Origin of the sequence: Lebetimonas sp. JS085 (genome assembly GCF_000523295.1) — a bacterium.
Lineage (GTDB): Bacteria > Campylobacterota > Campylobacteria > Campylobacterales > Nautiliaceae > Lebetimonas.
This window is the reverse complement of record NZ_ATHR01000001.1, coordinates 56,538-80,805: the sequence shown is the minus strand read 5'-3', so window position 1 is coordinate 80,805 and position 24,268 is coordinate 56,538. Positions and strand designations below refer to the sequence as shown.

General features: G+C 32.0%; 24 protein-coding genes, 1 tRNA gene and 1 pseudogene. 19 read left to right on the top strand and 7 right to left on the bottom strand.

Going from position 1 to position 24,268, the window contains the following annotated elements; all coding sequences use genetic code 11:
* The first annotated feature begins 37 nt into the window (after positions 1–37).
* From guaA to DZ68_RS0100375, 12 genes and pseudogenes are all read left to right on the top strand, one after another.
* Complete coding sequence (guaA, locus tag DZ68_RS0100425) at positions 38–1,573, top strand: glutamine-hydrolyzing GMP synthase (protein WP_024786739.1); 1,536 nt, start codon at positions 38–40, stop codon at positions 1,571–1,573.
* A 29-nt stretch (positions 1,574–1,602) separates the two neighbouring features.
* Positions 1,603–2,253 carry a uroporphyrinogen-III synthase gene (locus DZ68_RS0100420; RefSeq protein WP_024790478.1) on the top strand — a complete coding sequence of 217 codons (651 nt, stop codon included), beginning with the start codon at positions 1,603–1,605 and terminating at the stop codon, positions 2,251–2,253.
* A gap of 702 nt (positions 2,254–2,955) precedes the next feature.
* Positions 2,956–4,296 (top strand): [Fe-Fe] hydrogenase large subunit C-terminal domain-containing protein, encoded by a 1,341-nt coding sequence (locus tag DZ68_RS0100415; protein WP_024786737.1) that lies wholly within the window; start codon positions 2,956–2,958, stop codon positions 4,294–4,296.
* Positions 4,297–4,315: 19 nt separating this feature from the next.
* Positions 4,316–4,678, top strand: a complete 363-nt coding sequence (locus DZ68_RS0100410; RefSeq protein WP_024786736.1) for an iron hydrogenase small subunit — start codon at positions 4,316–4,318, stop codon at positions 4,676–4,678.
* Entirely contained in the window at positions 4,668–5,342 is a 675-nt protein-coding gene (locus DZ68_RS0100405; protein ID WP_024786735.1) for a cytochrome b/b6 domain-containing protein, read from the top strand. The genes DZ68_RS0100410 and DZ68_RS0100405 overlap by 11 nt, the downstream gene beginning before the upstream one ends.
* A 52-nt stretch (positions 5,343–5,394) precedes the next feature.
* Positions 5,395–6,798, top strand: a complete 1,404-nt coding sequence (locus DZ68_RS0100400; RefSeq protein WP_024786734.1) for an aspartate ammonia-lyase — start codon at positions 5,395–5,397, stop codon at positions 6,796–6,798.
* A pseudogene (gene hydF, locus DZ68_RS09795) lies at positions 6,782–8,046 on the top strand ([FeFe] hydrogenase H-cluster maturation GTPase HydF). The gene DZ68_RS0100400 and the pseudogene hydF overlap by 17 nt, the downstream one beginning before the upstream one ends.
* The gene (locus tag DZ68_RS10805; protein ID WP_051428145.1) at positions 8,033–8,380 is read left to right on the top strand and encodes a 4Fe-4S cluster-binding domain-containing protein; all 348 of its coding nucleotides are present in this window, start codon (positions 8,033–8,035) and stop codon (positions 8,378–8,380) included. Before hydF ends, DZ68_RS10805 begins: the two are co-directional and overlap by 14 nt.
* A gap of 8 nt (positions 8,381–8,388) precedes the next feature.
* Positions 8,389–9,039 carry a radical SAM protein gene (locus DZ68_RS10380; protein ID WP_369792400.1) on the top strand — a complete coding sequence of 217 codons (651 nt, stop codon included), beginning with the start codon at positions 8,389–8,391 and terminating at the stop codon, positions 9,037–9,039.
* Positions 9,036–9,785 (top strand): AAA family ATPase, encoded by a 750-nt coding sequence (locus tag DZ68_RS0100385; RefSeq protein WP_024786731.1) that lies wholly within the window; start codon positions 9,036–9,038, stop codon positions 9,783–9,785. The genes DZ68_RS10380 and DZ68_RS0100385 overlap by 4 nt, the downstream gene beginning before the upstream one ends.
* Positions 9,775–11,061: a nitrogenase component 1 gene (locus DZ68_RS0100380; protein WP_024786730.1), complete on the top strand. Its 1,287-nt coding sequence runs from the start codon at positions 9,775–9,777 to the stop codon at positions 11,059–11,061. Before DZ68_RS0100385 ends, DZ68_RS0100380 begins: the two co-directional genes overlap by 11 nt.
* Positions 11,062–11,069: 8 nt before the next feature.
* Entirely contained in the window at positions 11,070–12,176 is a 1,107-nt protein-coding gene (locus DZ68_RS0100375) for a nitrogenase component 1 (RefSeq protein WP_024786729.1), read from the top strand.
* A gap of 82 nt (positions 12,177–12,258) precedes the next feature.
* Here the strand turns inward: DZ68_RS0100375 and DZ68_RS0100370 are convergent.
* The 3 genes from DZ68_RS0100370 to fliL all read right to left on the bottom strand — a co-directional run bounded on the left by DZ68_RS0100370 (position 12,259) and on the right by fliL (position 13,213).
* Positions 12,259–12,335: transfer RNA gene (locus tag DZ68_RS0100370), tRNA-Arg, on the bottom strand.
* Positions 12,336–12,356: 21 nt separating this feature from the next.
* On the bottom strand, positions 12,357–12,698 hold the full coding sequence (acpS, locus tag DZ68_RS0100365) for a holo-ACP synthase (RefSeq protein ID WP_024788986.1): 342 nt from the start codon (positions 12,696–12,698) through the stop codon (positions 12,357–12,359).
* Complete coding sequence (gene fliL / locus DZ68_RS0100360) at positions 12,695–13,213, bottom strand: flagellar basal body-associated protein FliL (protein ID WP_024786727.1); 519 nt, start codon at positions 13,211–13,213, stop codon at positions 12,695–12,697. Before fliL ends, acpS begins: the two co-directional genes overlap by 4 nt.
* A 166-nt stretch (positions 13,214–13,379) precedes the next feature.
* Between fliL and DZ68_RS09785 the strand changes: the two genes are divergently transcribed.
* Positions 13,380–14,027, top strand: a complete 648-nt coding sequence (locus DZ68_RS09785; RefSeq protein WP_236619480.1) for an ABC transporter permease — start codon at positions 13,380–13,382, stop codon at positions 14,025–14,027.
* Here DZ68_RS09785 and ftsZ read toward each other — a convergent pair.
* From ftsZ to DZ68_RS10915, 4 genes are read right to left on the bottom strand one after another with little or no spacing between them, the layout of a single operon-like run.
* Positions 14,024–15,142, bottom strand: a complete 1,119-nt coding sequence (gene ftsZ / locus DZ68_RS0100350) for a cell division protein FtsZ (RefSeq protein WP_024790477.1) — start codon at positions 15,140–15,142, stop codon at positions 14,024–14,026. The genes DZ68_RS09785 and ftsZ overlap by 4 nt on opposite strands.
* Positions 15,143–15,166: 24 nt before the next feature.
* Positions 15,167–16,471: a cell division protein FtsA gene (gene ftsA, locus DZ68_RS0100345; protein ID WP_051428141.1), complete on the bottom strand. Its 1,305-nt coding sequence runs from the start codon at positions 16,469–16,471 to the stop codon at positions 15,167–15,169.
* A gap of 10 nt (positions 16,472–16,481) precedes the next feature.
* A complete protein-coding gene (locus tag DZ68_RS10920) occupies positions 16,482–17,270 on the bottom strand; it encodes a peptidyl-prolyl cis-trans isomerase (RefSeq protein ID WP_236619692.1) in 789 nt (262 codons plus the stop codon).
* 30 nt (positions 17,271–17,300) lie between these two features.
* Positions 17,301–17,918: a SurA N-terminal domain-containing protein gene (locus DZ68_RS10915; protein WP_236619691.1), complete on the bottom strand. Its 618-nt coding sequence runs from the start codon at positions 17,916–17,918 to the stop codon at positions 17,301–17,303.
* A 60-nt stretch (positions 17,919–17,978) separates the two neighbouring features.
* On the opposite strand from DZ68_RS10915, the gene bioA reads away from it, so the two are divergent.
* The 6 genes from bioA to DZ68_RS0100310 all read left to right on the top strand — a co-directional run bounded on the left by bioA (position 17,979) and on the right by DZ68_RS0100310 (position 23,974).
* Entirely contained in the window at positions 17,979–19,433 is a 1,455-nt protein-coding gene (gene bioA / locus DZ68_RS0100335; RefSeq protein WP_024786723.1) for an adenosylmethionine--8-amino-7-oxononanoate transaminase, read from the top strand.
* A 122-nt stretch (positions 19,434–19,555) separates the two neighbouring features.
* Positions 19,556–20,242 (top strand): GGDEF domain-containing protein, encoded by a 687-nt coding sequence (locus DZ68_RS09775; protein WP_024786722.1) that lies wholly within the window; start codon positions 19,556–19,558, stop codon positions 20,240–20,242.
* Between the two features lie 100 nt (positions 20,243–20,342).
* Complete coding sequence (locus tag DZ68_RS0100325) at positions 20,343–21,866, top strand: hypothetical protein (RefSeq protein ID WP_024786721.1); 1,524 nt, start codon at positions 20,343–20,345, stop codon at positions 21,864–21,866.
* 34 nt (positions 21,867–21,900) lie between these two features.
* Positions 21,901–22,782 carry a protease HtpX gene (gene htpX, locus DZ68_RS0100320; protein ID WP_024786720.1) on the top strand — a complete coding sequence of 294 codons (882 nt, stop codon included), beginning with the start codon at positions 21,901–21,903 and terminating at the stop codon, positions 22,780–22,782.
* A gap of 95 nt (positions 22,783–22,877) precedes the next feature.
* Positions 22,878–23,312 carry a Spy/CpxP family protein refolding chaperone gene (locus DZ68_RS0100315; protein WP_024786719.1) on the top strand — a complete coding sequence of 145 codons (435 nt, stop codon included), beginning with the start codon at positions 22,878–22,880 and terminating at the stop codon, positions 23,310–23,312.
* Between the two features lie 2 nt (positions 23,313–23,314).
* Positions 23,315–23,974, top strand: coding sequence for a response regulator transcription factor (locus DZ68_RS0100310; protein ID WP_024790475.1), 660 nt, complete (start codon positions 23,315–23,317; stop codon positions 23,972–23,974).
* The last annotated feature ends 294 nt before the right edge of the window (positions 23,975–24,268 follow it).

Here is a 24,268-nt window from a genome sequence, read left to right as displayed (position 1 = left end):
CTTTCTTTTTGTTACAATTTCATTAAAAAGGATATAAATGCAAGTAGAAATACTAATACTTGATTTTGGAAGTCAATATACCCAGTTAATAGCCAGAAGATTAAGGGAAGTCGGAATATACAGCGAAATAGTGCCTTATTTTGACGGATTAAAAGTAGCAAAAGAAAAAAAGCCAAAAGGAATAATTTTCAGTGGCGGGCCCGCAAGTGTTTATGATAAAGACGCTTACAGAGTAGATAAAGAAATATATGATTTAGGTTTGCCGATTCTTGGAATTTGTTATGGAATGCAGCTAATTACCGTTGATTTCGGTGGTGAGGTAGTAAGAGCTCACCATCACGAATATGGTAAAGCAGAGCTGTTTATAGATGAACCTCATAAACTTTTTAAAGATGTCAGCAATCCCACAGTTGTCTGGATGAGCCATTCAGACAGGGTTGAAAAACTGCCTAACGGATTTAAAAGAATAGCTCATACCTCAAATGCTCCATATGCTGCAATTGTAAATGAAGAAAAAGAAATTTATGCAATTCAGTTTCACCCGGAAGTAGCCCATTCAGATGAAGGAAGTAAAATTTTAAAAAATTTTGCAAAAGAAGTCTGCTCTGTAACAAGTAAATGGGATATGGCTCATTTTGCAAAAGAACAAATCAAAAAAATTAAAGAACAGGTAGGGGAAAACAAAGTAATATGTGCATTAAGCGGTGGAGTTGACAGTTCGGTTACAGCGGCACTTTTACATGAAGCCATTAAAGATAAATTAATTCCTATTTTTGTGGACACAGGTCTGCTTAGAAAAAATGAGAGAGAAGAAGTTGAACATGCTTTTAAAAATGTATTACACGTGCCTTTAATTACTGTTGATGCAAGGGAAAAGTTTTTAGGAAGGTTAAAAGGTGTAACTGACCCGGAAGAAAAAAGAAAAATTATAGGGCATACTTTTATTGAGGTTTTTGAGGAAGCGGCCAAAAAACATAAAGACGCAAAATTTTTAGCGCAGGGGACTCTGTATCCTGATGTAATTGAATCTGTTTCTGTAAAAGGGCCGTCAAAAACAATAAAATCACATCATAATGTAGGAGGACTTCCCGAGTGGATGAAATTTGAACTTATTGAACCCTTAAGAGAGCTTTTTAAAGATGAAGTCAGAAAATTAGGGTTAGAGCTTGGGCTGCCTAAAGACTTGGTATACCGTCATCCGTTTCCAGGACCGGGACTTGCTATTAGAATAATGGGTGAAGTTAATGAAAAAGATTTAGATATTTTAAGAGAAGCTGATTACATTTTAATTCAAGAGCTTAAAGCGTGGGGGCTTTATAATGAAGTTTGGCAGGCCTTTGCGGTACTTCTTAATGTAAAAAGCGTTGGGGTAATGGGAGATAACAGGACATATGACAATGCGGTTGCAATAAGATGTGTCAGCTCAACTGACGGTATGACGGCAACTTTTTCCCATTTGCCGCATGAATTTTTAGAAAAGGTTTCAACAAGAATTATCAATGAAGTCGACGGTATCAACAGAGTGGTTTATGACATTTCAAGCAAACCTCCTGCAACAATTGAGTGGGAGTAAAATCAAAAATTAAAAATGAAAAGTTAAAAGTGAAAAATTTAAGGTTACCTATTTATTTATTAAATAACGATAAATATGAAGGGGTAATAAATTATCCTGTTATAAAAATAAATTTTCTATCCTCTTCTATTTCTTTTGATGGAATTGATTATCTGATTTTTACTTCTAAAAACGGGGTTAGGGCGATAAATAAATTAACTGATAAATGGAAAAATTTTCCAAGTCTGGCAATAGGAAAAGCAACTGCAAAAGAAATAGAAAAATTAGGAGGAATTGTTGAATTTGTTTCATCTAATGCCTATGGGGATGAATTTGCAAAAGAAATAAATAAAAAATATAAAAATAAAAAATTTCTTTTTTTAAGGGCAAAAGAAATAATATCAAATATAAAAGAAATTTTTGATAAATCTGATAATTCTTTAAAAGAAATTATAGTGTATGAAACTGTTTGCGCTAAACTTGATAAATTTATTAAAAAACCGGCTATTGTAATTTTTACTTCGCCTTCCACTGTTAAATGTTTTTCAAAAATCAATGATTTTGAAAATATTTTACCGATTGCAATAGGAAATAAAACGAAAAATGCTCTTTTGGAATTTACCAAAAATTCTATTTTAACTCCGCAAAATCCTTATATTAAAGAATGCGTCCTGCTTGCAAAAAATGTAAAATTAAGATAAAATTGTAATATAACTTCTTTATTGCTTATAAAGTGCTCTTTAAAAATCTTGATTGACAAAAGCTCAAGTTTTTGTTATAATTTTAATGCCTGGGAGGAGCGCTACCCGTACATTTTGGGGCCCTACAACCTTTTTTTTAGGGGAGACGGTAGCTTCGGGGTGTGCGGCGAGATGGACTCGCCCCTAAACCGATGCTCCCATCCCCACACTGTGACTTGGCGGAGCCCAAAGTCACTACGTGAACGCCCTCTCGGGCAAAATAATGAAAAATTTAAAATGTATAATGTAGAATGAATAAATGAAAAAAGTATTTACAATTAATAATAATTTTAGTATAATAAGTGACAGACACTTATAAATCATAATTTTGAGAATAATCTAAATTTTTTAGATTGATTATTTTAGCTTTGATTTTATTTGTTAATTTTTTTTATAATAATTTTTATTAATATTTTAAATATAATCTTATATTATAACTTCTTAAATAAAAAACAATTTTCTACATATGAAAAAATATAAAAAATCCTTAATTAAAAGTCATTAATTTATTCTGTAATCACATTTTATATATGAATTTATCTATTAAAATTTAATTTAGTCCTAAATTTATATAAGAAAAATTAAATTTTAAGTTATTTTTAAGAATTAATATTATAATTTAACGAAAATTAATCTTAAAAATTTTTATGAAAGGAGTTTTTAATGAAAAAAACAGCCAAGGTTAAAATTTTTTCTCCTACAGAGAAAAATTATGTAAATATAGCAACCGGTACATACAGAGCGGGAGAATTAAAAGGTATTATTAAAATAAATTCTCAAAGCTGTGTAGGCTGCGACACCTGCAGACATGTATGTCCAGCAGATGCGATAAACGGTGCTATTGGTGTTGCCCACTCAATTGATGAAATGAAATGCATTGCTTGTGGTCAATGTTTAATTAACTGCCCATTCGGTGCAATAGAACAATTAAGTTTTGTAGAAGAGGTAATGAAAAATCTGGAAAATAAAGAAAAAACTGTTGTGGCGGTAATAGCCCCTTCGGTCCGTGTGGCAATAGCCGAAGAATTTGGAGCACCTCCCGGTACTTTAACAGTTGGAAAACTTCATAATGCATTAAAAAAAGCTGGTTTTAAAATTTATGAAAACAATTTAGCGGCCGATCAAACAATTATGGAAGAAGGAAGCGAATTTATAGCAAAAGTAAAATACTGGCTGTTAGGAGAAAGAAGCGAAAAATTAAATGAAATGGCAAATCATCCTTTACCACATTTTACATCTTGCTGTTCGGGTTGGGTTAGATATGCAGAAATATATTATCCAGAACTAATCCCTCACATATCCGGTGCAAAATCCCCTATGCAAATGGCAGGTCCTTCTGCAAAAACTTGGGCTGCTTTAGACATTTGGAAAGTGGATCCGAGAAACGTTTACACTGTCGGAATAATGCCGTGTACCGCTAAAATATTTGAAGCAAGCAGACCGGAATTCAACTCTTCTTGGAAATTTTTAAAAGAAAAAGGTTATATTCCAGAAGACACCCCTCCATTCCCTGATACAGATGCAGTGCTTACAACAAGGGATTTAGCCACATTACTTAAAATGAAAGGAATCAATCCTCTTGAGTTACCGGAAAAAGAAAATGAAACGGAAACGGAAATTTACACGGGAGCTGCCACAATATTTGGTAACAGCGGAGGCGTTACGGAAGCTGCTCTTAGAACAGTTTATTATATTCTCTCTGGAAAAGAACCGCCCAAATGGGATTTTTATGAAGTAAGGGGACATACTGACGGATTAAGAGAAGCAGAAATTCCTATTACTCTTAAATCCGGAAAAACAATTGTGGTAAAAGCCGCTGTAGTTAACGGGATAAAAAATCATCTTGATAAAATTGTTAAAGATGTAATAAAAGGCACTTCACCTTACCATATAATTGAAGTAATGAATTGTCCCGGAGGTTGTATTGACGGAGGAGGACAGCCTGTTAATCCAATGGGTACTTCATGGATAGACCCGTTATTACCTTTAAGATTAAATGCTTAAAATAAAAAAGGAGAATAAAATGAATGAAAAATTATCTTATCAATATGAAGAAAAACCTGCCACCACTTTAATAGACAGAAGAACTTTTCTTAAAGTTACAGGGGTTATAGTATCGGTTATCGCTGTTGGAGGTTATGTAATTACAGATCTTTTCAAAAAAAGGAATAAATATATAAAAATGAGGCAAACAGGTTTATATAAAGATGATATAAGATTACAGCAAAAAGGATTGGCAGCTTCTCACGAAAATCCTACTGTTCAGGAATTTTATAAAAAATTTGCGAACCATCCGATGAGTGAAATATCAGAAGAACTTTTACATACAAAAGGATATGTTGTTAGAACCAACTTAAATTTAAAAGGAGGAAAACATGCTTGCTGAAAATGAAAGGGTATTGAGATTTCCTGTTTATGAAAAAATGTTTCATAACATCAATGCAATTACATGGTATATATTGGCCTTTACCGGAATGGCTGTATATTTTAAATGGGCATCAGGTGAAAGTGCTAAGTTTTTAATGGAAGTTCACATCTGGACGGCAATTGTTTTTACTTTGAATTTTATTTCTTTTATTTTAATAGCACCGGACAGGTTTTATATTATAATGAAAAATTTATTACAATGGGATAAAGACACATTTGCATGGTTTAAAAATTTAGGCGGATATCCCAGAATGTTCGGTATTCCTTTCGGTCCTGAAAAAACTGCTCCACAAGGAAAATATAATGCTGGACAAAAAGTCGCTTATTTAATTTTTATATTTATGATTTTCGGATTGATAGTAACAGGATGGGCGCTTTATTTTGCAAAACAAGGGCTTGGCAAAGAACTTATGCTTTATTTCTTTTATTTCCATGTTTGGGGTTCTATAATAACTACAGCCCTTGTAACGTTTGTTCATTTGCCTCTTTCAATAATAAATATGGAAGATTTTAAAGCAATGTGGAGACTGGACAGCGGTTATATGCCTTTTGATGCCGCCGAACATCATTCCCCTAAATGGGTTGAAGACGATTTAGTTCAAATCAACTCTATAAAACAATAAAAAGAGCTGTTCAGCTCTTTTTATTTCAAGTAAAATCACGGAGGTTACTTAGTTGTTTAGAGAAGAAAAAGACAGTTTAGGTGTAGTAAAGATTCCATCTGATAGATATTACGGTATAAATACCGCAAGAGCCTATAATAATTTTCAAATATCCGGATATAAAGTGCCAAATGAGTTGATTAAAGCATATGCATTGGTTAAAAAAGCCTGTGCAACAACAAATGCTAAATTAAATTATCTCAGCAAAGAATATGCTAATGCAATATGTAATGCCTGTGACGAAATAATCGATGGAAAATTTCAGGAAGATTTTATAGTGGACGCATTGCAAGGTGGCGCTGGCACATCAACAAATATGAATATAAATGAAGTGATAGCTAACAGGGCAAATGAAATATTAGGATATCCAAAAGGTAAACATTATCCGATACATCCGCTTGAACATGTAAATCTTCATCAATCAACCAATGACACATATCCAAGCGCATTAAAAATAGCGGCGCTTTTTTTATTGGAAAAATTAAGCGAAGTTATAGCAGATTTTCAAAATATTCTACAAAAAAAAGAAAAAGAATTTGCTTCCATTTTAAAAATCGGGAGGACAGAACTTCAAGAAGCAGTCCCTTTTACTCTCGGCAGGGAATTTTCGGCTTTTGCCGAAGCTATATCCAGAGACAGATGGAGAATATGGAAATGCAAAGAGAGAATAAGGGTCTTAAATATTGGTTCTACTGCAATAGGAACGGGTTTAACCGCCCCTAGGGAATATATTTTTTTGGTTATTGAAATTTTAAGAGATTTAACTGGATTAAATATTTCCCGTGCTGAAAATCCTGTAAGTGTAACCGCTTTTGCAGATGATATTGTGGAAGTTGTAGGTATTCTTGATGCTTATTCTTCAAATTTATTTAAAATTTCTAATGATATCCGTCTTATGAATTTTTTAAAAGAAATAAAATTAAAGCCAGTTCAAGCCGGTTCTTCTATAATGCCTGGCAAAATAAATCCCGTAATACTTGAATCTGCAATACAAACAGCAATAAAAGTTAAATCCGATTTTAATGTAATAAGAGACTGTGTTTCTTTGTCATCTTTTCAAATTGTTGAATTTATGCCTTTAATAGCATTTAGTTTTATAGAATCTTTAAAACTGCTTTTGAATATAACTGTAAACTTGAAAGAACATATTAAAGAAATTAAAGCAAATGAAAAAATATGTAATAAATATTTTGAAGAAAGCTTTTCAATTTTAACCGTTTTACTCCCTTTGATAGGTTATGAGAAAACATTAAAAATTGTAAAAGAAATACAAAATAAAAACATAACGAATATAAAAGAATTTTTAAAAAATAGATTTGGCGAAAAAATTCTTGAATTATTTTTTCCTGAAAATCTTAATTCTCTTGGATATGATAAGAATAAATTAAAGGAGCTGTTTAATGATATCAACACCTAAAGGTTTAAGATTACATATCGGTGTTTTTGGAAGAACAAATGTCGGAAAATCGTCTTTTTTAAATATGATTACAGGACAAAATATTTCGATTGTTTCCCCTGTTGCCGGAACTACAACAGATATTGTCGAAAAAACAATGGAATTATTGCCAATAGGACCGGTTGTTTTTTTAGATACAGCTGGATTTGATGATAATTCAGTTTTGGGAAACTTAAGAATAGAAAAAACTTTAAATGTTCTTAAAAAAACTGATATTTGTTTATTAATTTTAGAGCCTGATAAATGGACTGATTATGAAGAAAATATAATTCAGATAATAAAAGAAAAAAAATTCCTTTAATTGCTGTTATTAATAAAATCGATTTACAAAAGCCTTCGGATGAATTTATAAATAAACTTGAATCAATTTTTGGAAAAAACATTATTAAAGTTTCAAGTTTAGACAGTGATAATAAAGAAAAATATATTAATGCTTTAAAAAAACACATTATTGATATTTGCCCATCTGATTTTTTACAACCGCCGGCGTTAATAGGTGATTTAATCCCCTCAGGGGGATTGGCTGTTTTGGTTGTTCCTATTGATTTAGAAGCTCCTAAAGGCAGATTGATACTTCCCCAGGTTCAAACTATAAGAGACACTTTGGATAACGATTCCATGGCACTGATTGTTAAAGAAAGAGAACTTTCATATGCAATGTCTATTTTAAATCAAAAACCCGATATTGTAGTATGTGACTCACAGGGGGTATTAAAAATGGTTGCGGATATTCCAAAAGATATAAAAGCGACAACCTTTTCGATACTTTTCTCCCGTTATAAAGGAGATTTACTGGAACAAGCCAGGGGCACCGCACATATAGATGCTCTTAAGCCGGGAGATAAAGTTTTAATAGCTGAAGCATGCACTCATCATGCTTTGGAGGATGACATAGGAAGGGTTAAAATTCCAAGATGGCTTAAACAGTATGTAGGGGGGGATTTGCAAATTGATGTTTATGCCGGAAAAGATTACCCTGATAATGTATCGGATTATAAACTTATTATCCATTGCGGCGGATGTGTATTAAATAGAAGAGGAATGCTTTCACGCATACAAATGGCAAAAGAAGTTAACGTTCCTATTACAAATTATGGTATGGCGATTTCTTTTTTACAGGGAGTTATTAAGAGAACTTTGAGCCCTTTCCCCGCTGCTTTAATGATGTTTGAAAATGAAAGAAAAAAGTTGAAAAATGATGTTAAATAAAACTGAAATTATTCTATCGTTAATAAAAAACGATAATAAAATTTTTGAAAGAGCAACAGAAATCAGAAATAAACACTGTGGTAATGAAGCTCATATAAGGGGAGTTATACATTTTTCCAATTATTGTATCAGTGATTGTTTATATTGCGGTTTAAGAAAAAGTAATAAAGAAATGAAACGTTTTAGGATGGATGAAGAAACTATAATTAAAATAGCCGGTGAAATTGCCCAAAAAGGGATAAAAACCATAGTTTTACAATCAGGGGAAGACCCTTTTTTTACAAGAGAAAAAATCTGCAGCATTATCCGACAAATCAAAAAAAATATGATGTAGCCATTACATTGAGCTTGGGAGAGTTGTCTTTTGATGATTATAAAGCATTCAAAGATGCCGGAGCCGATAGGTATTTAATGAAACATGAAACAATGAATGAAAAATTATATGAAAAAATGAGACCCGGCAGAAAATTAAAAGACAGAATAAAAGCGTTAGAATTTTTAAGAAAAACAGGTTTCCAGGTAGGAGCTGGCAATATTGTGGGTTTACCAAAACAAACTTTCAATGATTTGGCAGACGATATCCTGTTTTTTCAGGATTTTCAACCCGATATGATAAATATAGGTCCTTTTATTCCGCATCCGCAAACACCTTTAAAAAAGTTTTCTTCCGGAAATTTTAATCTTATGTTGAGAGTTTTTGCATTAACAAGAATTGTAACTAAAAACACGCATATTGCAGCCGCAAATACAGTTGCAACACTTAATCCTGAAAATGGGCAATTTTTATGTTTTACTAAAGGTGGATGTAACGTTTTGATGCCAAATTGCAACCCTTCTTTCGAAAGTAAAAATAAAAAAATTGAATTTGAATTTCAATGTGCACCTAAAAAACGTTATGTAGATATAAATGAAGCTACAAATGTAATTACAAAAGCGGGTATTAAAATTTCAAGAACTAAAGGGAATTCATTAAAAATAAAGGAATACCAATGAAAAAAATAGCAATATATGGTAAAGGCGGTATTGGAAAATCAACAATTACATCCAATTTATCCGCTGCTATTGCAACAATGGGGAAAAGGGTCATACAAATAGGCTGCGATCCAAAAGCAGATTCTACAATAAATCTTTTAGGAGGAGTGCCTCCTAAAACAATACTTAGTTATATTGAAGAAAATGGTATGCCAAAATCAATCGAAGAAATAGTAAAAACAGGTTTTGCAAATACTGTGACTTTTGAAGTTGGCGGTCCAACACCCGGCCAAGGATGCGCGGGCAGAGGTATTGTAACGGCACTCGAACTTTTAAAAGAATTGAATGCTTATGAAATATATAAACCCGAAGTTGTTTTTTATGATGTTTTGGGAGACGTTGTATGCGGCGGTTTTGCGGTTCCAATGAGAAAAGGATATGCCGAAAAAGTAATTGTAGTGACATCCGGAGAAAAACTGTCTCTTTTTGCGGCAGAAAATATTATAAAAGCTGTTAGAAATTTTAAAAACAAAGGATATGCATCTTTATTGGGAATTATTGTCAATTTAAGAAATATACCTAATGAATTGGAAAAAGTACAAAATTTTGCAAAAGAAATGAATGTTGATATATTGGGAGTTTTACCAAGGGATGAATCTATTAATAAGGCGGAACTTTTAGGAAAAACTGTAATAGAATATGACAAAAATGCTCAAATAAGTAAAAATTTTTATTCAATTGCAAAAAGGATTTTAGATGCTTATTGAACAGACAAGAGTTAAAATTTCTGAATTAAATGAAAAAAATTTTCCTTTTGCACCCCTGGAGTCCATGGGTCCGAATCTTGCAGGATGGGGAGTGGTTGAAACCACTTTACTTTTGCCTAACAGTATTTGCCTGATGGTGGGACCTTTGGCCTGTCTTAGACACTCCTCTTTTATGTCCCATGCAAGAAACTTTTACGGGCGTTTTTATATGCTGAATATTGACGAAATAGATATTATAATGGGAAAACATTTTTCAAAAGTGGAAGAAGCTATTTTAAAAATTTCAAAAAAAGAAAAGCCAGAAATACTTATATTGGCGGGAACATGTTGCGATTATTTATTAGAAAGCGATTATACAGATGTAGTTGAAAATATGAAAAAAAAATTAAATATTGAAATAATATATACAGTAATGGCACCTTTAACGATAGGATTAAAACCTTCCCCTTTTGAATTGGCATATCAATCTTTAATTGATATTTTAAAAGATAAAAAAACAGAAATAAATAAAAACAGTGTTAATATTTTAGGAACTTTTATACCATTGAAAGAAGATTCAGAATTATTGGTTTTTCTTAAAAAGTTGGGTTATGAAAATATCTATCAAATTCCTACACTTAAAAATGTCCATGATTTGTATAAATTATCTTCTGCTTCATTAAATATCGTGATTCATCCTTTAGGCTTACTTTTAGCAAAAAAAATGTATAATGAGTTAGATATTCCTTATATATTCGCACCGGTAAGTTACGATATTTTGGAAATAAAAAAACAATATTCTAAAATTGAAGAAATAACAAATAAAAAAATTAATATAAAAGAGAAAAATAATGAAAATTTAATAAGTAAAAACAAATTTATAAAAAATAAAAATATTGCTGTTGGAAGCAGTGTTTACGGCAATCCTTTGGAATTGGCACTGGCTTTAACAAAATTAGGAGGAAATGTTAAAGCAGTTTTTTTGAGAAATTCTCCAAAACTTCATGAAAAAGAATACATTAATGAATTGTCTAAAATATCCCCTGAAACCTATATTTATAACGTTTCACATCCATATTTAAATGAAAATATAAATTTTTTTAACGATATAGAATTAGCGTTTGGGGTTGATGCCGGTATATTTTGCCAAAATGCTGTCAATATCCCTCTTTCAAGATATCAACACTCTTTTTACGGATATGAAAATTTAAAAAATTTATTAGATTCAATACAAGAAAATATTAAAAATCCAATCAGCAATTATGATTGGATATATAAATATAACTATCTTATATAGGAGTAAATATGAAATTAATAGATAATCTTTTACCTCTTGCTTCAGGATATTTTGGGGTTGCTTCAGCACTATATGAACTTGGAGGATTGATGATTACATACGGTCCGGCAGGAGGTGCATGGCATATAAATATCGGAGATGAATACAGATGGTATAGAAATAAAACAAAATTAGTAGGTGCGGGACTTTTAGAAATGGATGCAGTATTCGGAAATGATGCTAAATTTATCGATAGAATTATAAATGTTGCAAAAAACTTAAAACCGAAATTTTTAGTATTAATGGGCACCCCTGTTTCCGCAATTATAGGAACTGATTTAAACGGTTTATCTGAAACTATTCAAAAAGAATTAAATATCCCTCTTTTTTATATTAATACAAAAGGAACTGAAACATATAGTGAAGGCGCTTCAAGAGCTTTTTTAGAATTGGCTAAAACTGTTTTAAAACCTCAAAAAAAAGAGGAAAAAACTGTAAACATTCTCGGGGCTGTACATCTCGATATAGGGCATCATACGCATTTAAATCCATTAATTAATTTACTGAAAAATTTAAATTATAAAATCATCAGTATCTGGGGAATGGAAAAAAATTTTGAAAACTTAATTGAAAGTTCAAAAGCAGCTCTGAATATTGTAATTACTTCAAGCGGATTAAAATTAGCTGAATATATGCATAAGAATTTTGATATCCCATATATTGTAGGTTTTCCTGTGGGAGAAACAATAAAAAATTTAATTAATAAAAAATCTGTAAATAATAAAAAAGTATTGATAATTCACGAGCCAATTATAGCTTTGAGTATAAAAGAATATTTTGAAAAAAATTTAGGTATTGAAGCATTTGCCGCTTCCCCAATAAAAAATGATTTATTGAATAATAACTGCTGTTTTTTTGAAAATAAAAATTTCAGTTTCACAGAAACTGAAGAGGGTTTTAAAAAGTTTAATGATGAATTTTATTATATAATTGCTGATCCAATTTATCAAAAATTTATAAAATCTAAAAAATTTATCCCATTACCCCATTTAGCATTAAGCGGGAGACTTTATATGAATTTAAATTATGATTTTATTGGAAAAGAAGGAGAGATATATTTTAAAAAATTTTTGTGAAAATTATAAAAGTTTAATATTATTTTGTATTTTGTGCAAAAAAATTTAATTATTATAATTTATTTGTAAAATTCTAAAATCTTGGCGTCCCCGGCGCGATTCGAACGCACGGCCTCCACCTCCGCAGGGTGGCGCTCTATCCGGCTGAGCTACGGGGACAGGAATGAAATTATATCAAATTTATCTGGAAATTATAACAGCGGCGATGGCGAATCCTCCGTCATGGGAAATTGAAAGGTCGGCATTTTTTAAATTAAATTTTTTAATTGTTTTTTCTGAAAAATAGGGCTTATTTTTTGAATTTTTTAGAATAATAATATCCTTGAAATTACACTCTTTTCCAATACCCGTTCCAATAGCCTTTGAAAATGCTTCTTTGGCCGCATATGCCCCCGCAACGGAAGAGGGGGTTAAAAAAAATTTCTGTTCTTCTTCATTTAAAAATTTATCTTTTGCTTTTTTACCGAATTTATCAATCATATTTTCAATTCTTGAAATTACTACAATATCTATGCCTATCACTGAATAACAAACTCCGTAAAATAAACATGCCTGATTTCGCCTGTTGTAAGCATTTCATTCAGCTTTCTTTTAATTTCCTCTTTTAATTTTTCTTTTCCTTTTGCCGTTTGAATTTCTTCTACTGTTTTACTGGAAAGAATATTTATTATGGTGTCTCTTACAGCGGGCAGTTTTTTATCAATTTCGTTTTGAAGATCCGGTGAATCCAGTTCCAGGGAAACCTTGCATTTTAAATATCTGTCTGCATTGTTGCTTACTAAATTTACTATAAACTGATCAAGCGGATAAATCGGACCAATTTGAGCCATATCACTGACTTTCTTTTTTAGAGTTTTTTCTTGTGTCTGCGGATTTGTGTTTTGCTCAGATGTGTTTGTAAGTAAAAAATATGCAACCAATCCACCTATAATCAATAATATCAGCAATAATGCAATAATAATAATTAATAATAATTTACTTCCGCTTTTTTCTTTTTTTTCTTCCCCAATTTCCTGATTTTCTTTTTCTTCCGCCATTTTATTCCTTTTTTGTTATAATTTTATCAAAAAAGGGCTTAATTGATAAACCGCTTCTTTTATAATATCGGGAAAAACACAATAAATTTTATCAATATATTGGGCGATTTTTTTATTTTCCAAATAAAAATATTTTTTTAAACCTCCGTATAGAATTAAAAATTTGTTGGATCAGATTACATTTATCGGTTACGGCTCAATCGGTGTTATCTTTTTAACCGGTTTTTTTACAGGTCTTGTTGAAGCTGTAAATTTATACGATGCGTTTCATAAATTCGGGATAGATGATTTTATGGGTTATACAATATTTATATCTGTAATTAAAGAACTCGGTCCTGTATTTGCCGCATTAATGGTGGTAAGCAGGGGAATGAGTGCTTATGCAGCGGAACTTGGAAGTATGAGAGTAACCGAGCAGATAGACGCGCTTGATGTAATGGCTGTGGATTCCAGACATTTCCTGATAGTTCCAAGAATTATTGCTACAATTATTTCACTTCCTTTATTGATTTTGTTTTTTGATGCGGTGGCCAATGTGGGGTCTTATTTGATTTCCATATATTCTCTTGATGTAAACGGTTATGCGTATCTGGATAAAATAAGACAGTTTGGAGAATTAAGCGATTTTAACGAAGGTATTACAAAGGGAATTGTATTTGGCTATTTGATAAGTGCAATTTCAACATATATAGGTTATCATACAAGAGGGGGTGCCAAAGGAGTGGGGATCAGTACCACAAGGGCTGTTGTTGTTTCTTCTGTTGTGGTATTTGCGGCTGATTATGTGATATCAGCCTTTTATTTAATTTTTTAATCTTTCATTCTTCTCATATATGCCGGAATATCAAGCTCATCCACATCAAGTTCTATTCCGCCGACTACTTTTTCTTTTCCTACCAACATTGTTTCAATATTTTTTTTGATATCTTCTTTATTTGCCGCATCATTTTTTTCAAAGCCTGTTGCGACAATAGTCACTTTTATTTCGTCAGGTGCCAATGAGTTATCTGTTGAAGTACCGAAAATTATATCGGCATCATCATGGGCTTTTTCTTCAATTATATTCATACCCTCATAAATTTCATCAAGAGAATAATCCTCATGCATAGTAAAATGAACAAGCACACCCATAGCCCCTTCAATTGAAATGTTATCAAGTAAAGGAGATTCAATTGCTTTTTTTATGGAATTAAATGCGGCTGATTCACCTTTGTCCTCACCCACACCCATAAGGGCCAATCCCTGATGTGACATTACTGTTTTTAAATCGTTAAAGTCAACGTTTATGTCATTTTCACCATATGAAATTACCATATTTGAAATTCCATGAACAGCTTTAAACAATACATCGTCCACAAGAGAGAATGCTTCTCTTCTTCCTACTTTTCTGTCTATTATTGTTAAAAGTTTGTCATTGGGTATTACAACTATTGAATTTGCCTCTTTTTTAAGCTCATTTGTACCGATTTCAGCCAATTTACCTCTTCTGTTGCCTTCAAATCTGAAAGGTTTGGTAACAACTCCTACTGTTAAGGCGCCTAATTCCTTTGCCGCTTTAGCAATGATACTTGCCGCTCCTGTACCAGTTCCGCCTCCCATTCCTGCTGAAATAAATACTAAATCTGCCCCTTCAAGGCTTTCTTTTATTTCATCAAAACTCTCTTCGGCAGCTTTTGCTCCTATTTCAGGCCTCATTCCAGCACCCAGCCCGTTTGTAAGTTTTACACCAAGCTGTATTTTTTTATGGGCTTTGCTTGTTTTTAAAGCCTGAATATCGGTATTGGCAGCTATTAATTCAACATCTTTTATCCCTCTGTTCGCCATATAGTTTATCATATTGTTTCCACCGCCGCCGACACCGATTACTTTAATTTTTGGTCCGTCGATTTCTTCTTTTATTGTGAAAAGATTGGTAGTCGCATTTTCCATTTTTTCCCCTTTAAAATAGATTATTTATCCAGTTGATAAATTTTTTGAATGGATTTGTTTTTTGTTTACTTTTTTAACAATATCGGCTAATTCTTGTTTTTCATCTTTTTCATTTTTTTTGTTAAACAATTCTTCACTTTCTACTTTATTTGTTTTTTCGAGATCCAGGGAGTTGAAATTTTGATTTGAATCTTTTTCATATTTGTTATTTCCCCCGTTGGCATATAACAGCAGTCCGATTGCCGTAGAAAATTCTGGTGTTTTTAAATTTTTTACAAGACCTTCTATTTCTTTGGGATATCCTATTCTTACAGGCAAACCGTCAAAAAAGTTTGAAGCAATTTCTTTTACATTGTAAAAATTTGTAAACCCCCCGGTTAAAACAATACCTGTACCGATTTTGTCCTTGAGTTTCGAATCATCAATTTTTTTATTTAATAAAAGAAATGTTTCTTCAACCCTTGCGGAAATAACCTGGGTTATGGTTGAAATAGAGGCTTTTTGTTTTTCGTTTTCGTTTCCTATTACAGATATTTCTATTAAATCCTCCGAATTATTTACATAATCTTCAAAATCAAGTTTAATTTTTTCCGCATCTTTTAGTGTTGTATGAAGTGCGATGGATAAATCGTGGGTTATATGATGGCTTCCTATCGGAAGATAATCGGTGTAACTTAACGCCTTATTTACAAATACGGCTATATCACATGTTGCAGCCCCTATATCTATAACTCCCACACCCAGTTCTTTTTCGTCTTCTTTCAAAACTGCAAGAGAGCTTGCATAAGCGGAATTAACAATTTTATCAATTTTTAAACCGGCCAATTTAAATGTTTTTTTAAGATTATCAAGTCCGCTTTTTTGTGCTATTATAATATGAAGGGTTACTTCAAGCCTGCTTCCGCTCATTCCTATAGGATCTTCTATTTCACTTGAATCGTCCAATTTAAAATTATACGGAATAGCCTGAATAGGAACATAATCACTCGGAACAGCTGCATTTATCATTGCGCTGTTGATTGCCCTGTTAATTTCTTTTAATGTTACTTCTTTATTTGGAACATTGACTATGCCGTAACTTTTTATGCTTTTTGTGTATGCTCCGGATATAGATATTACAGCACTTGAAAGCTCTATGCCGGCAACTCTTTTTGCATCGTTTACCGCATTTTTAATTGCTTTACTGGCTTCTTCAATATTAGTGATAATACCTTTTTTTATACCGTTTGATTTAGATATTCCAACACCGCTGACGGTTAAATTACCGTTGTTTTCAGCTATTATTGCCGTTGTTTTAGAACTTCCCACATCTACAGCAAGTATCGCCAATTTAATTCCTTTATTTTACATAGCTTTTTATATGATATTTTTGCATTAATTCGTTAATTAAATCCTGAATAGCCTGAGTGTTAATCAGATTATCCGCGAATATTTTAACCTGTGCTTTGTTTTTTTCAAATTTAATTTTATCCAGCAACTTTTGTTCCAAAATTTTATAAACAACTGCTTTTTTAGGATTTTGGGACGGTATTAAAAAATATCCTTCAGGCTTTTTTGATAAAAAGAGATTAAATAAAAATTCTGTAGCTTCATCCGGTTTTAAACCTTTTATTTTAACGGCATCGTATTTTGTAACATATCCTATATTCCTGCCTTTAAAGTTTTTAAGTCTGTTTTTAGCTGTTTGAAGAAGTGCTTTTTTTGTTTTTATGTTCAATAATTCTTTTAAAACATAAGCTCTTGCTTTTATATACGGCATAGGGGAGGGTTTTATTTCTTCTATTAATAAAGCGCTGATATAAAAACTATTTTTTATAAACGGTTTTAAATATCCTGTTTTAATAAGTTCCTGCATTTTTTGCGGGGGAATTAAATTATTATTTATGCCCAATGTGTATAATTTATAATTGTTTGCCCCTTCTTTAAGTTTTTTATAAGCCAATATAGCTTCTCTTTTGGATTTTTGGGCCAAAAGTGCCTGTTTGACCTGGCTTTTTGCTTTTTCAAACGGCAATATTTCACCTTTTTCGTTTTTAAAATCATTTTTGTTGTTTTTATAATAATCTTTTAATTCTTTTTCGCTGACTTCGCCGGTGATAGGCGTTTTGACTATTGCAATTTTATACATTGGGGGTGTTTTGTATTTGTCTTTGTTTTTTTAAAAAGCTCTTAACTCATCTTCACTTATATCCACTTTTATATTATTTTTATTTATTATTTGTATTGAAATATTGTCTGCATTATAAAGTGCGCTTGCGAGTGTCAGCAGTTCTGTATCTGAAGGTTTTAAATGTAATGCACTCATAAGCTTTCGGATTAAAAGTTTTTTTCTCAAATTATTTTCAAATTCTTTTGCTTTCAATCCGTTAATTTGAAGATATTTTTTATAAGTGTTGGTGTTTTTGAAGGTATCAATTATCGCTTTTGCCACTTCTTCATCTGTTACATAAAGTCCCAGATTTTTTGCATACGCCCTCAGAATTCCCTGCTCAAGCGCCATTTTAAAAGCCTGCTGTTTCAGACCCAATTTTTCGGCTGTTGCATCATCAAGTTTTCCCCCAAGCTGTTTATTTAAATCCATAAAAAGATTATTGTAAATTTCCTGGACATCCTGAATGTTAACTTTGGTATTTCCGTTTATTTCCGCAACCGTAGAAGATTTTGAACTTAAATTAAACTGTCCCCATCCTACAAATCCGGCCCCTATAAAAGCAATGGTGGCTATCCAGATGGTAATTACCAGCCATTTTCTGTGTGTCTGCATCCATTCAATCATTAACTGCCTTTTGTTTTTTGATATTATAATAAAAAAAACATCCGAAAAAAGGGATTTTTAATGAAAAACAGAGAAATTATGAAAAAAGACTTAAAATACAACTGGCATCCGTGCACTCAAATGAAAGATCACGAATTTTTGCCGTTAATACCGATAAAAAAAGGTGAGGGTGTTTATTTGGAGGATTTCGAAGGAAACAGATATATTGACGCCATAAGCAGCTGGTGGGTTAATCTTTTTGGCCACAGCAATAATTATATTAACAAAAAAATTCAAAAACAGCTTGAAACGCTTGAACATGTAATTTTTGCAGGATTTACCCATCCCCAGGCCATAAGGCTCAGCGAAAGGCTTTGCAAACTGAGTGGGTTTGATAAGGTTTTTTATGCCGATAACGGAAGCTCTGCCGTGGAGGTTGCCATAAAAATGAGCTTTCATTACTGGAAAAACAGAGGTAAAACCAGACCTCTTTTTTTCTCTCTTGAGAATTCCTATCACGGTGAGACAATAGGAGCTTTAAGTGTGGGTGATGTGGGTCTTTACAAAGACACATATAAAGAAATTTTAATAAAAAACATGACTGTTCCGATTCCGAAAGACAAAAGCGAAGAGGAAACTAAAAAAGCTTTAGATAAAGCCAGAATAATTTTTGAAAAATATCATAAAAAAGTAAGTGCTTTAATTATAGAGCCTCTTATACAGTGTGCCGGATATATGAAAATGCATTCTCCTTCTTTTGTAAAAGGGCTTAAAAAACTGTGTGAAGAATTTAATATTCATTTTATTGCCGATGAAATTGCAGTCGGGTTTGGAAGAAGCGGGAACATGTTTGCCTGTGAGCAGGCCGGGATAAAGCCAGATTTTATGTGCTTAAGCAAGGGGCTTACAGGTGGCTATCTGCCTTTAAGCGTTGTACTTATTACCGATAAAATATATTCGGCTTTTTATTGTGACTATCAGGAATTAAAAGCATTTTTACATTCGCATTCGTATACTGCCAATGCCCTCGGGTGTGCGGCCGCCAATGCAACACTCGATATATTTGAGAACGGAAAGTGGATTGAAAGTAATGGAGAATGGGAACTTATAATGAAAAATGAAAAATGGAAAATGGAAAATGAGCTTTGCTCATCTGGCTACTTGAAGAGTTGCCATGATGAAAAATGGGAATTTGATGTTAAAAGTGAAAAGTGTAAAGTGAAAAATGAAAATTTGAGTATTTTAGAATACAATGAAATGATAAGCAAATATATATGGGATAGAATGCAGGAATTTAAAAAATTAAAAAATGTAAAAGAAATCCGTCAGACCGGGATGATTGGCGCAATAGAAATGATTGATTATCCATGGGAGAGGAGAATGGGCCTTAAAGTATATGAATACGGGTTAAAAAACGGAGTTTTACTCAGACCTCTTGGAAATGTAATATATTTTATGCCGCCTTATATTATAAAAAAAGAGGAAATAGACAAAATAATAAAAACCGCTTATGAAGGGATAAAAAATTTAGAGTAATATTATTATGTTAAAATAAGTCTTTAATGTTGTTTTTATAAACTTTAATTTTTAATATTATTTTAATTTTAATATGGTAATACTGTTTTTATTTTATGAAAAAGAGGGGGCTCAAATTTTCAATGAATTTCAATATAAAAATATCTGAATATAGAATTATTGCCGAACACTTTTTTTTAATTACTGTTTTATTAATAAACGCTTTTGTTTTTACACATAACAGAATTTCTTTTTTTATACAATTGTCTGTTGTGTTTATTATTATAATTCATCATTTTATAGGCTTGAAATTCACTAAGCAACTTTCCGGTCTTGCCCATTATGATATGTTAACCATGCTGCCTAACAGATATAAATTTATGTATGATGTGGAAAAATTGTTTTCCGTTGCTAAAAGAGGAAAATTATCATTCGCTTTAATTTTTTTTGATTTAGACGGTTTTAAAAATATTAATGACACTTTTGGGCATAAATATGGTGATGAAATATTAAAAAAAGTTGCTGATATTGTAAAACAGACCTTTTTACGATCAAACGATGCATACTGCAGATTGGGAGGGGATGAATTTTTAATTTTTACAATACCGTCTAATTTTGAATATTTTGAAAAATTTTTAAATATTCTTTTAGAAAAAATCAACAATATTAAGATAAAAGATAATTTTAAAATAGGAGCAAGTATAGGAGCCGTTTATGTAAGGAAACCTGCAAAAAATTTAAAACTTGAAAATTTTATTAAAACTGCGGATAAAATTATGTACGAGGTCAAAAAAACAGGCAAAAACGGTTATCTGATTAAAATTATCTGATTACAATTATATAATCACCTTTGAAATTTATTATATCCCCTTGGATTATTTCAACCATTTTCAACCTTTTTTATTATAATTATATTTAAAAAGGCCGATATTGATAAATATTAAAAATGCAATAAAAAAATCCCTTTTAAATCCTATCAGACATTTTAGAATTAAATATCTTCCTTTGCTTATGGTTTATTTTGCATACGGGGCTAGCGGAATAAGCGGGGTTGCCGAAACTTTCTGGGTAAAAGAGCAGCTGCATCTTTCAGCCGCTTCCTTAATTTCCCTTGGTGTTTGGCTCAGTATTCCCTGGACTATAAAAATGGTTTTCGGGCAGCTTGTGGACAGTATTTCGATTTTCGGCTCACAAAGAAGGGCTTATGTGTATATCGGCGCCGGTTTTATTGCAATGGGTACTGTTTTGTTAATAGGCCTTGCGGGAAATCACAGCTGGGCACAATTTAGCTCTAAAGACAATGTGTATATTATAGCTTCATTTTTAAGCGTTATAGGATTTGTCCTTCAGGATGTTGTGGCGGATACAATGAGCACCGAGGTTGTGGACAGAAACCAGCCTGAAGAAAAAGTGGAGGAAGAGCTCGCATATGTTCAGATTTTAGGAAGGCTTGCAATATCTTTGGCTGCAGTTTTGGTAGCGGGATTAAGCGGATGGCTTGCCGAGATTCTTCCTTATGAAAAAGTGTTTGAAATTGCTCTTTTAATACCTTTAATTTCGGTTACAGGAGTTACATTGGTCAAACTTGATGTTGCAAAACCGAGTCCGGTTAACTGTAAAATTTTATGCGGGGGGCTTATTTTTGCGGTGTTTGTTGTTTTAATGGGATATGCCGAATATCAAAAATGGGATAATAAAGTATTGGCTTTTCTTTTTAAACATTCCCAGGATATTATTTTTATTGTAAGTTTGGCTGTTATAAGTTATATGCTGAGTCTGGTTTTAAAAGACATAGATGAAATAAAAAGAAAATTTATTATAAAAACGGCAATTGTTATTTTTATTTACCGTGCAATGCCGAGTGTCGGTCCGGGGCTTCAGTGGTGGGAAATTGACGTATTACATTTTGATAAGGCTTTTTTTGGTACACTTGCGCAAATAGGCGCAATACTTTCAATATTGGGAATGTGGCTTTTCAGCGATTTTATTGCTAAAAAACCTGCCCATTACACGCTTTTGTGGCTTACAATTGTAACCACCATACTGTTTTTACCTATAATCGGACTTTATTATGGAATTCCCCAGGCAATGGGATTGGCTCCAAAAACTGTTGCAATTATAGATACCGCTGTTGAATCTCCGTTTGATCAGCTTAGTATGATACCCCTTTTGACACTGATTGCAATACATGCACCCGAAGGGAAAAGGGCAACATGGTTTGCGCTTATGGCAAGTCTTATGAATTTAGCTTTAACGGCTGGGGGAATACTCACGAAGTATTTGAATCAAATTTTTGTCGTAAGCAGGGAAGTAATTCAAAACGGTAAAGTCATAGTGCCGCAAGATTATTCGCAGCTTGGAATTTTAATGATAATAGTAACAGTTTTAAATGTTACAATTCCTACAGTTACTATCTATTATTTGATGATTAGAAAATCATTCAAAATTAACTGAATTTTTGTATAATTTAAAAAATTAAGGAGGAGAAATGGCAATTTTAATGCTTATTATTATGAACCTTGCCGTTATGGCTTCAATATATTTAACAATATTTATCATAGAAGCTGTTTTTCATATCAGGTTAGACCCGGGAACTGTGAGCGGACTCGCAGTTTTGGCGGTAATTGTTGGATTTAGCGGTAGTATAATTTCACTAATGCTATCTAAATGGCTTGCTAAAATGAGTGCTGGTGTTAGGGTGATTGAATCTCCTTCAAATGAAGCAGAGCAGTGGCTAATTAGCACTGTAGCAAAATTAGCAAATAAAGCAGGAATTCCGATGCCGGAAGTTGGTGTATTTGATGGACCTCCAAATGCATTTGCAACGGGACCCTCTAAAAGTAATGCTTTAGTAGCAGTTTCTACAAGTCTATTTGATATGATGGATACAAAAGAGATTGAAGGTGTATTAGCACACGAAATCAATCATATAAAAAACGGTGATATGGTTACTATGACGATAGTCCAGGGTGTTTTAAACTCAATTGTATTTTTCATTTCACGCCTGATAGCAAATATTGTTGCACCTAAAGATGAGGAAGGGAATGTAAATCCTTTTACATACATGGTGATTTCTTTTGCACTCGAGATGGTTTTAAGCATATTTGCCACAATGATTGCCATGTGGTTTAGCAGATACAGGGAATATAAAGCCGATGCCGGGGCAGTAAAAATAGACGGGCCGGAGGGAATTTATTATGCCTTAGCAAAACTCGGTGAAATTCCAAAAGAAAAAGTTGCGCTTCCTGCCGAAATGAAAGCTTTTGGAATTGTTGGGTTTTTAGGAGAACTTTTTGCTTCTCATCCCCCGATTGTGAAAAGGCTTGAGAATATAAAAAGGGTGGCAAGGGAACTCGGTTATAACGTATAATTTTTCTCTTGTTTACTTTCATTTACTTTCTATTTATTTTTTATTTACTTTAAAGGGTTATAATTTTTTTGTAAAAAAATAAAAAGGAGTTTTCAATGAAAACAAAAAAACTAATTTCAGTGTTGGCAGCCGCTTTAATTACCTCATCAGCTTTTGCATTTGGACCTCAAAGTATGCAAAATCAAATGCAACCGATGCCTCCAAAACATAATATAAAAGACGGTAAAAAACATAAAAGAGGCAATTCTGTTATAGCAATGGTTATGAAACTCGATTTATCAAAAGAGCAAAGAACGAAAATAAGAGATATTATAAAAAATGCAAGATGCAACAGTGAAAATGTAAGTGATGCATTTACAAAAACATCTTTTAATAAAAGCAAATTTATTCAGATTTTGGAAAATAAAAAACAAAATGGAATAAAACAATATGCAGAACTTATTGAAAAAATTTATAACGTGTTAAACGATAATCAAAAAGAGCAGTTAAAACTTATGCTTGAAATGAGAAAATTAAAACAGTGCAGATAAAAATGATAAATGTTTTAATGATAGAAGACGACCCTGAATTTGCAGAATTTTTAGGGGAGTTTTTAGAAAAATACAATATTAAAATAACAAATTACCAAGACCCTTATATGGGCCTTGTTACTAATTTTTCAAATTATGATTTAGTGATTTTGGATTTGACTCTTCCCGGAATGGACGGTTTGGAAGTTTGTAAAGAAATAAGGAAAAAAAGTGATATTCCTATAATTATTTCAAGTGCAAGAAGCGATGTTGCCGATAAAGTTTTGGGGCTGGAGAGAGGAGCTGATTATTATCTTCCAAAACCGTACGACCCAAAAGAAATGTATGCCGTTATCATGAGTCTTTTAAGGAGAAGCGAAAAGAAAGAAATTATTAAAAAAAGTCTCTTTGATTACGATGAAAAAAAACAGATTATAAAATTTAAAGATAAAATACTGAATTTAACATATGCGGAATATGAAATATTACTCGTTTTAATTAAAAACAAAAACACCACACTCTCAAGAGAATATATCATTGAAAATTGTGAAACTTTAAACGACCCTTGCGGTAAAAGTTTGGATGTTATTATAGGAAGACTTAGAAAAAAATTAAATGACAATGCAAAAAATCCCAAATATATCTTTTCAATAAGAGGTATGGGATACAGGCTTAGCGAATGAAAATTAATCTTTCTTTAGAAAATAAATTACATATTTTTTTATAATAATTTTAATTGTTATATCAACAGGCTTTTTTTTATTCAAAAAGAGATAAAGCATAAAAACTATATAAAAACTATCAGGCGATATACACCCATAATAAAATATATACACAAGAATAGATTAAATTATAAAGAAAGTCTGGAATTATTGAACAGTATTGGATTTAAACAGGTAAAAAATTGTAGAAAATTTTTAAAAAAATATAATTTTAAAATTCACAGAAGAAATTTTAATCTCTTTTTTTATAAAGAT

Excerpts from the sequence above, each read along its gene's own strand:
- DZ68_RS0100415 (WP_024786737.1), top strand. The coding sequence starts at position 2,956 with ATGAAAAAAACAGCCAAGGTTAAAATTTTTTCTCCTACAGAGAAAAAT.
- htpX (WP_024786720.1), top strand. The coding sequence starts at position 21,901 with ATGGCAATTTTAATGCTTATTATTATGAACCTTGCCGTTATGGCTTCA.
- DZ68_RS10805 (WP_051428145.1), top strand. The coding sequence starts at position 8,033 with ATGATGTTAAATAAAACTGAAATTATTCTATCGTTAATAAAAAACGAT.
- DZ68_RS0100375 (WP_024786729.1), top strand. The coding sequence starts at position 11,070 with ATGAAATTAATAGATAATCTTTTACCTCTTGCTTCAGGATATTTTGGG.
- DZ68_RS10915 (WP_236619691.1), bottom strand. The coding sequence starts at position 17,918 with ATGATTGAATGGATGCAGACACACAGAAAATGGCTGGTAATTACCATC.
- DZ68_RS0100310 (WP_024790475.1), top strand. The coding sequence starts at position 23,315 with ATGATAAATGTTTTAATGATAGAAGACGACCCTGAATTTGCAGAATTT.
- DZ68_RS10920 (WP_236619692.1), bottom strand. The coding sequence starts at position 17,270 with ATGTATAAAATTGCAATAGTCAAAACGCCTATCACCGGCGAAGTCAGC.
- DZ68_RS0100405 (WP_024786735.1), top strand. The coding sequence starts at position 4,668 with ATGCTTGCTGAAAATGAAAGGGTATTGAGATTTCCTGTTTATGAAAAA.
- DZ68_RS09775 (WP_024786722.1), top strand. The coding sequence starts at position 19,556 with ATGAATTTCAATATAAAAATATCTGAATATAGAATTATTGCCGAACAC.
- ftsZ (WP_024790477.1), bottom strand. The coding sequence starts at position 15,142 with ATGGAAAATGCGACTACCAATCTTTTCACAATAAAAGAAGAAATCGAC.
- DZ68_RS0100315 (WP_024786719.1), top strand. The coding sequence starts at position 22,878 with ATGAAAACAAAAAAACTAATTTCAGTGTTGGCAGCCGCTTTAATTACC.
- fliL (WP_024786727.1), bottom strand. The coding sequence starts at position 13,213 with ATGGCGGAAGAAAAAGAAAATCAGGAAATTGGGGAAGAAAAAAAAGAA.
- bioA (WP_024786723.1), top strand. The coding sequence starts at position 17,979 with ATGAAAAACAGAGAAATTATGAAAAAAGACTTAAAATACAACTGGCAT.
- DZ68_RS0100380 (WP_024786730.1), top strand. The coding sequence starts at position 9,775 with ATGCTTATTGAACAGACAAGAGTTAAAATTTCTGAATTAAATGAAAAA.
- DZ68_RS0100410 (WP_024786736.1), top strand. The coding sequence starts at position 4,316 with ATGAATGAAAAATTATCTTATCAATATGAAGAAAAACCTGCCACCACT.
- DZ68_RS0100385 (WP_024786731.1), top strand. The coding sequence starts at position 9,036 with ATGAAAAAAATAGCAATATATGGTAAAGGCGGTATTGGAAAATCAACA.
- guaA (WP_024786739.1), top strand. The coding sequence starts at position 38 with ATGCAAGTAGAAATACTAATACTTGATTTTGGAAGTCAATATACCCAG.